The organism is Deltaproteobacteria bacterium (genome assembly GCA_019309045.1).
Taxonomy (GTDB): Bacteria; Desulfobacterota; Syntrophobacteria; order BM002; family BM002; genus JAFDGZ01.
The window spans coordinates 1-7,706 of sequence record JAFDGZ010000114.1; the positions used below are offsets into that span (position 1 = coordinate 1).

Annotated in this window: 6 protein-coding genes and 1 pseudogene; 1 reads left to right on the forward strand and 6 read right to left on the reverse strand. The window is 52.7% G+C overall.

Features of this window, described 5'->3' with window-relative positions; genetic code table 11:
- Positions 1 to 64: 64 nt before the first annotated feature.
- From moaC to JRI89_15790, 3 genes are all read right to left on the reverse strand, one after another.
- A complete protein-coding gene (gene moaC, locus JRI89_15780; protein MBW2072699.1) occupies positions 65 to 547 on the reverse strand; it encodes a cyclic pyranopterin monophosphate synthase MoaC in 483 nt (160 codons plus the stop codon).
- Positions 548 to 588: 41 nt separating this feature from the next.
- Positions 589 to 1,356 (reverse strand): J domain-containing protein, encoded by a 768-nt coding sequence (locus JRI89_15785; GenBank protein MBW2072700.1) that lies wholly within the window; start codon positions 1,354 to 1,356, stop codon positions 589 to 591.
- 288 nt (positions 1,357 to 1,644) lie between these two features.
- The gene (locus tag JRI89_15790) at positions 1,645 to 3,615 is read right to left on the reverse strand and encodes a thioredoxin family protein (GenBank protein MBW2072701.1); all 1,971 of its coding nucleotides are present in this window, start codon (positions 3,613 to 3,615) and stop codon (positions 1,645 to 1,647) included.
- Positions 3,616 to 3,866: 251 nt separating this feature from the next.
- Here JRI89_15790 and JRI89_15795 point away from each other — a divergent pair, with 251 nt between their 5' ends.
- Positions 3,867 to 4,013, forward strand: coding sequence for a hypothetical protein (locus JRI89_15795; protein ID MBW2072702.1), 147 nt, complete (start codon positions 3,867 to 3,869; stop codon positions 4,011 to 4,013).
- 292 nt (positions 4,014 to 4,305) lie between these two features.
- Here the strand turns inward: JRI89_15795 and JRI89_15800 are convergent, their stop codons facing one another.
- The 3 genes and pseudogenes from JRI89_15800 to JRI89_15810 form a co-directional block, all read right to left on the reverse strand.
- The gene (locus tag JRI89_15800; protein MBW2072703.1) at positions 4,306 to 4,452 is read right to left on the reverse strand and encodes a hypothetical protein; all 147 of its coding nucleotides are present in this window, start codon (positions 4,450 to 4,452) and stop codon (positions 4,306 to 4,308) included.
- Positions 4,453 to 4,601: 149 nt separating this feature from the next.
- Positions 4,602 to 7,031: pseudogene (locus JRI89_15805) on the reverse strand (heavy metal translocating P-type ATPase).
- A 113-nt stretch (positions 7,032 to 7,144) separates the two neighbouring features.
- A complete protein-coding gene (locus tag JRI89_15810) occupies positions 7,145 to 7,498 on the reverse strand; it encodes a hypothetical protein (GenBank protein ID MBW2072704.1) in 354 nt (117 codons plus the stop codon).
- Positions 7,499 to 7,706: the final 208 nt, after the last annotated feature.

Below are 7,706 nucleotides of genomic sequence, written 5' to 3' on the forward strand. Positions count from 1 at the left end.
TCTATTTGGAAAACGTACGTTTAACACACCTTCTGCCACAAGTAAAGAACAAAAGTGGAGCAATTCATGTAGCATCTCTGCGGTAGTGGCCGCTCTTGCCACCACGCTTTTCCAGCAGCTGGATGGAGAGGATCTGCATATCCCGATCATAGGACTTGCACATGTCGTAGACGGTCAGGGCAGCTATAGATACCGCCACCAGAGCTTCCATCTCTACCCCAGTTCGATCGAGGGCTTTTGCCATCGCCTGCACCACTATTTCTGATTTTGGCCTGTCTGGAGTGAAGTCAATAGTCACGTTAGACAGCCTGAGGGGGTGGCAGAGAGGAATCAACTCGCTGGTTTTCTTGGCGGCCATGATGCCGGCGAGGCGCGCCACTCCGAGCACGTCACCTTTGCTGACCTCGAAGGAAGTGATCTGCTCGAGGGTCTCGGGCCGCATGCGTATACGCCCAGAAGCAACAGCGATTCTCTCAGTGGAGGGCTTGTCGCCAATGTCAACCATGTGAGCCTGGCCATGCTCATCAATGTGAGTAAATTGTTCCATGGAATGCTCCGAGAATCAGTAGAGAAAACAATGGCACGCACCTATTCTTCACCGTGGCGTACTAGCAGCACGATGTAGAGATCTCCTGCCAGTCCACCGAACTCGCCGCCATCGCCCTGTCGAGCGAATTTGATTCGACTGCCGTGCCCGAGGCCTGGTGAAATTTCTATTTCCAGTGTCCTGCGCACCTGGAACCGTCCTCCTCCATTACACTTTTCGCAGGATATCAGGGCCACGCGGCGGTCGCCTTTGCACACGGGGCAGACTTCAAGAGCTGCAAACACGCTGGCAGTGTGAACAAGCTTGCCGTTGCCAGCACAGGATGGGCAGGTGTGCAGTTCTGAAGAGCGGCGGTTGCCAGTGCCGCCGCAGAGGGTGCACACTTCCATCCTGGAGAGAAGCACGGTTTTCCTGGTGCCCCGGCTTGCTTCTTCAGGAGAGATTTCCAGCTGAATGCAGATGTCGGCTCCCGGCAGAGGGCCTCGTGTTGCTTGGTGACTCGACAAGCCGAGGAAACCAAGAAGCTGGGAACTGAAGGCCCTGTAGACATCTTCAGTGGTGCGGAAGCCAGTGTAGCCGTTCTTTTTCAATCCGCCATAGCCGTGCCCCTGATAAATACGCCTGAGGTCCCTGTCAGTGAGTACCTGATAGGCCTCGGCTACCAGTTTGAAGCGCTCTTCATATTCGGGTTTGCCAGGATTGCGATCAGGATGATACTTGAAGGCAAGCTGGCGAAAGCGGCGCTTGATCAGATCAACACCGGCCCCTCTCTGCAGGCCGAGTATCTTGTAATAGTCCCGGTTCGGCATAGGCTACAGTCCTGTCAGTTGACTGGCATCAGCTCCAGCAGGCGACGCAATACCTGTCGTTGCAGAACAACGAACATTCGGGGCGCATCCTTTGAAAGACATTAACTGCAAATGATAGCCTTTTCTTTTTCTCAAGACAATGGCCTAATTCCAGCTCTGCATCTGCAAAACCCGGACCCTTGTCTGGGGGAGGTGGCCTTCGCATGGCCTTGCTGGCCAGCAGCAGAGAGCACGAGCCTGCAGGCATATGGCCTGGATGGGCAGAGGGGACCCCAGGGCTCCAGCTAACTACCGCTGCTCATGCCTGCTAAACACCAGCAGGACCTCTTCAGATCTATACACATCTCTGAGGAAATATGGCTGCCAGAACTGCTTGCCGGGTGGGAAAAATGCCAGAAAGGGGATACTGCGGCTGCCGAGTTTCTCGAGCAGCCTCTCTGCCGCTGGGTTTTTTCTAGTGAGATCTGCCTTGAGCAGAAGGACGTTGTACTTCTTGAAGGCTTGCAGAACACGAGGATTGTGCAGGGCTGTTTTTTCCACCAGAAGGCAGTTGGGGCACCAGTCAGCAGTAAAATCCACAACCACCCAGCGGTTTTCCCCGGCGGCAGCCAGCAGCTGCTCATCACTGTAAGGCAGCCAGATGTCAGGCTTACCTGGGGCCGACCCCCGCATCCAGGCCGCCTCTCTGGCAACGGCAAAGCTGAACCAGAGACCTCCGGCTATGACCAGCACAGCTATGGAGCGGACAACCAATCGCCGCCGGGTGGAGTCTCTGAGTGTGGTCATCTGGCCCCATATATAAAGACCGAGGGCGAGGAAGAGGCAGAAGATGACCACCCACAGTCTTTCGGACTGGGGCAGAATAGTCAGCAGATAAACCACGGTGCCGAGCAGGGCAAAACCCATCAATCTTTCGAAGTGGATGAGCCATGCTCCTGGACGGGGAAGCCATTTCATGCTCGCCGGAAAGGCTGTGAGGACCATATAAGGCGCTGCCATGCCAATACCCATGCAGGCAAAAATTACAAAGATCATTGCAGGCGGCTGTCTCAGAGTCCAGGCCATGGCGCTGCCCAGGAGGGGGCCGCTGCATGGAGTGGCAAGGAAAGTGGCCATCACACCTTTGTAGAAGGACTCCCAGTAGCCTTGGCGCTCTACAGCCGCTCCGCTCCTGGCGGCGAAGGATGGCACCGGCAGCTGAAATACGCCGAAGAGGCACAGGGACAGGGCGAAGACCAGGGCGATCATAGCAATGAGAAAAGACTGTTTCTGAAAGAGCTCCCCCCAGCCGTAGCCTGCAAAAGCAGCGAGAAATGCCAGGACAAGAAAAACCAGGACAATGCCGGAGGCAAAACAGAGCCCCATGAGAGAGACCCTGTGTCTGCCTGCCTCGGCGTGCTGCACAAAACCGATGATTTTTAAACTGATAACCGGTAGCACGCACGGCATAAAGTTGAGGATAAAGCCTGCCAGGAAGGCGAACAGTACTGCCTTGAGGAAGGTGTTGACCTCCAGTGCCCGCAGCATTGGCCTGGGCTGCAGCGGCGGGATCTCGGCCAGGGGGGAGGCAGTGGTCTTTTCAGCCTGCTTGCTGGAGAGGAGTCCGGAGCCCGACTCCAGGGGAGTTGAAGCGCCGGCCGGGTGGGTGCTGGCGATGGCCCGGCGGACTTCTGCAGGGAGCTGCTCACCTGGAGACGAAGGAGAGAGCACGGTGAAGGAGGCGCGCAGCTTTTTCTGATAGGGGAGGCACAATCCTTCAGTACAGAGCAAGGTCTTGAGGCGGAGATCGACGGCGTAGTCTCCGGGCTGCAGGGTGGCTGCCGTGCTCAGCGGCTGGTAGATGATGGTGCTGCCCTGGTAGGCCCAGTTCCACTCATCCGGGCCGAGGTCTCTGGCAGTCATCTTTTCAGCAGGAAGAAAGCGGCTGGCCTTCGCCTGGACCTGCTGAGGCGCGGAGATGACCTGGAGGGTGGTTGGCAGCCCCGGGCCTGGCCCTTTGGGATTGCCGTAAATGTGCCATCCTGGTCTTATGGTGAGCTTGACCGCCAGCCAGACATCCTGACCAGGAGCAATGCGCCGGGGATAACTCTCTACTTCTAGTCGAATAGGAGCGGTCTGCTCTTGTGGGCCCTTCTTGGGGGCAGAGCTGCCCGACACGGCCAGCAGGAGGAGGGAGAGAAGAAAACAAATTGAGATGGCCAGCTTTTTCGGACTGCTGGGACCCAGAATCGGGTAAAAAGGAGAAGCCTGTGGGCTCATTTGAGAACTCCGGCTGCGACTGTCACCCTGACAGCATTTCCTTGTTTCACTACTATCTCATATACAGAGCGTTGATGAGAAGCCCCCAGAAATCCCTCGGGCTCTACGATTCCGACATGGCTTGATAGTACCAGCCGAGGTGCTGCCCATAAGAGCGTCGCAGGGCCAGGCACCATGTATAACCCCTGAGACCAGGTGTGGGCAAGAGATGGTTCTCCTGGGGGGATGGCGCCGGGGCACATGGAGAATGTGTGAAAGTTACATTAGATGACCTCGGGGTTGACACGCATATGGCGGTTGCTGCCCATGACAGCCAGCAGCCTGTCTTAATGGGTAATCATGTGGCGGCAACTTGTACACTGGTAAACCTTTACACCATTGGCCCCAGGCCCCGGTAGAGAAAAAAAAGAATAGCCGTCGCCTCCGTAGAACCAAACTCAATTGGAGCTGAGGCAGGAAACATACCTGGATTGGCGGCGCAGGTCAATGGAAAGAAAAAGCAGGTGAGTGGTGATAACCGTAAATTGATTTCAGGAAAGCCATTATCCTGCTGGAGTCACTCGTCAATCATCCTCAGCATTACGGATGGGTCTCAACGGAGGATATCATCCTTGCTGAGAAAAGGGTTTTGCCCGGCAATCTTTTCTCTTTGAAAGATTATCTAATTCAGATAATAGCGAAAGGATAATTCTATTCAGCAGTATTGGGAAAATCTCCCATGTGGGCAACCTGGCCGTGTGCTGACAGCAGGCCATCGTTGCCTTCGAAAGGCACGGTTGCCTCCTGGTTTGCGCCACAATTGTCCATCTTGAAGATAACAGTAATAGTGCATGTCAACTGCAATCCTTAGGCAAAGTCGATGGCAGCAGGATACAATATGAATTTGGGGTGCTTTGTGTATTGAGACACGCCGCACCTGACGGATTGGCCGTCAGATGCAGCGCCCTGCCAGCTATCCTTGTACCCAGCACAATTGCCTTTGACGATTATAGCCTGGCATGTCTGAGTCTGAGAGAATTGCTAATCACGGAAACGGAGCTGAAATTCATTGCTGCCGCAGCTATCATTGGCGATAGCAGTATGCCAAAGAGCGGATACATTACTCCTGCAGCGATAGGAACGCCAGCCGAGTTGTAAATGAAAGCAAAAAACAAATTCTGTCTGATGTTCCGCATGGTGGCCCGGCTCAATCGTCTAGCCCTGACGATACCCCGTAAATCACCTTTGACCAAAGTAACGCCTGCACTTTCCATTGCCACATCGGTACCGGTACCCATGGCAATACCGACGTGGGCCTGTGCCAGTGCAGGAGCATCGTTGATGCCATCACCCGCCATGGCGACGATGTGACCTTTTGCTTGAAGCTGTTTAATGACTGCCGCTTTTTGTTCAGGTAATACCCCGGCATACAGTTGATCGACCTCCAACTTGCCGGCAACAGCTTCTGCGGTAGTACGGCTGTCGCCCGTGAGCATCACTATATTGATGCCTTCGGCATGCAAGTCGCGGATAGCTTCCGGGGTTGAATCCTTGATGGGGTCAGCGACACCGATCAAACCTGCTGCTTTCCCGTCAATGGCAACCAGTATAACAGTTTTGCCATCGGTACGCTGTTTGTCGGCTTGTTTCGCTAACTTACCAGCATTGATGCCCAGCCTTTCCAGTAATTTCATATTGCCTACTGCCACTGCATGGCCCGCAAATTCACCCACGACACCCTTGCCAGTAATGGACTGGAAGTTATCGGTCTTAAGCAATTCAATGCCCTTCTGTTTTGCTCCATTTACGATGGCTTCTGCCAGGGGGTGTTCGCTGGCGCGCTCGAGGCTGGCGGCCAGCTGCAACACTTCATCTTCGGAAAAGCCTTTTTCCGCCTGCACGGTGACCAGTTCAGGTTTCCCCTCGGTAAGGGTGCCGGTCTTGTCAACTACCAGAGTATCGACTTTTTCCATGATCTCCAGCGCCTCGGCGTTCTTTATCAAGACTCCGGCCATAGCACCCCGCCCGGTTCCCACCATGATAGAAATCGGTGTAGCAAGCCCCAATGCACATGGACAGGCAATGATAAGTACGGCAACAGCATTGACGATCGCATGTGCCAGGCGAGGCTCTGGTCCGCCCAGCCACCAGACGATAAAGGCGATTATGGCCACGCCAACCACAGCCGGTACAAAATAAGCTGCCGCAACATCGGCCAGTTTTTGAATCGGTGCTCGCGAGCGTTGGGCCTCGGCCACCATGTTGACGATCTGGGCAAGCAGGGTATCGGCTCCGACTTTTTCAGCTCGCATCAATAAAGTGCCGGTCCCGTTCACTGTAGCGCCTATCAGTTTCTCGCCGACTGCCTTTGCCACCGGAATGGGTTCCCCCGTGACCATGGATTCGTCCACGTTACTTTCACCGTCGATGACAGTACCGTCAACTGGTACTTTATCACCAGGACGAACACGCAGAGTATCGCCGGGTTGCACCTGCTCCAGCGGGATATCTTCTTCCGTTCCGTCATTTCTCACAATGCGTGCCGTATTCGGGGCGAGTCCAAGCAACATCTGAATGGCCGCGTTTGTTCGTGAACGAGCACGTAATTCAAGTACTTGTCCCAGTAGCACCAGGGTGGTAATCACGGCTGCTGCTTCGAAATAGACATTTACCAAACCTCCTTCCAGTTGCATGACAGGAGGGAAGATCTGCGGAACCATTAAGGCTGCCACACTGTATAGCCAAGATACAGATACCCCCAAGGCAATCAGGGTAAACATATTGAGATTGCGGGTCTTGATGGATTGCCAACCTCGAACAAAAAATGGCCAACCAGCCCACAGTACAACAGGTGATGCTAAGGCAAATTCAAACCATTGAACCGTTCGCATGGAAAGTCCATGCGGTAACCATCCAGGCCGCAAATCAGCAATCATAGCCAGAAAAAACAACGGGATAGTAAGCACGGTGCTGAGTCAAAAACGACGGCTCATGTCGACAAGTTCTTCGCTCTTTTCTTCAACTTTTGCTCTGACCGGCTCCAGTGCCATACCACATTTGGGACAACTACCTGGATGAGCCTGTATTATTTCAGGATGCATGGGACAGGTGTACTCAGTCTTGCTGTCAACTGCCGGTACTCCCGTTGCTTCTAATGCCATGCCGCACTTGGGGCAGCGGCCAGGTCCCTGCTGTTGAATTTCAGGGTGCATCGGGCAGGTGTAGGCAGTTGACTCGCTGGCCGTTTCAGGAGGGGCGGGAGTTTTCTTTTCACTATATCGTTCCGGGTGCTCTTTGAATTTGCGCAGGCAATGTTGACTGCAAAAAAGAAAATGCTCGTCTGCATAATGGTAATGGTATTCGGAGTCACCGGGTACCTCCATGTTGCAGCCAGGATCTCTTGACAGCGATTTTTCTGTATGTAGTTCCCCACTCATGGTTCATTTCTCCTTGCGGGTTGGTTAACCATAAGCCTGACTGCTTTATTATGGGGTGCAGAATTTTTATGATATCCTGCTAGGAACGTTTCCTGGCATTGCGTCGGGCATGCTTAGTGTTCTTCTTGTTCTTCAAAGTAGTTCCATTCCTTGTTGAGTTGTTCAATTTTTTCCTGATGTTGTTTATAAGCTGTTAAATTATTTGATCTAGTCATTTGAGTCATAATACTGCTTGCCTCAAATAAAATTTCAGCACATTTTTTCTGGTGCCTTGGTTTTAAGTTGCCATTCGCAAGCATATCCGACATTTTTGCGAGCAAAGCAGACAGTTTTGCCAGGTTGGCATTCATCAAGGCCAGATTGATATCTGAGTGCACTTTTTCCATATCTGCTGATTGAGCTCTGGTAATATCCATATGGTTAAAGAACAGCAAAAAAATTATCATAAGAAATGCTAATCTTTTCATAAAATATCTCTTTTTTTGACAATTTGTCAGTATTACTTTTGATACAAATCACCTTTTGTAGCAATAGCGTCTGTTATTTAAACTACAAACGCAAGCACTGCTGTCCGGTTATAAGTAGTTGAAATTAAACGATAGTTGGTTGTGATTTGGCAACATGTGTTTTGTTGGTCCTGGATCGAAGAGTTGCCATATATTTCGTCGGTCAAAC

What these genes read in the sequence shown, in the direction of transcription:
- JRI89_15810 (MBW2072704.1), bottom strand. Translation starts at nt 7,498, where the DNA reads ATGAAAAGATTAGCATTTCTTATGATAATTTTTTTGCTGTTCTTTAAC.
- JRI89_15790 (MBW2072701.1), bottom strand. Translation starts at nt 3,615, where the DNA reads ATGAGCCCACAGGCTTCTCCTTTTTACCCGATTCTGGGTCCCAGCAGT.
- JRI89_15785 (MBW2072700.1), bottom strand. Translation starts at nt 1,356, where the DNA reads ATGCCGAACCGGGACTATTACAAGATACTCGGCCTGCAGAGAGGGGCC.
- moaC (MBW2072699.1), bottom strand. Translation starts at nt 547, where the DNA reads ATGGAACAATTTACTCACATTGATGAGCATGGCCAGGCTCACATGGTT.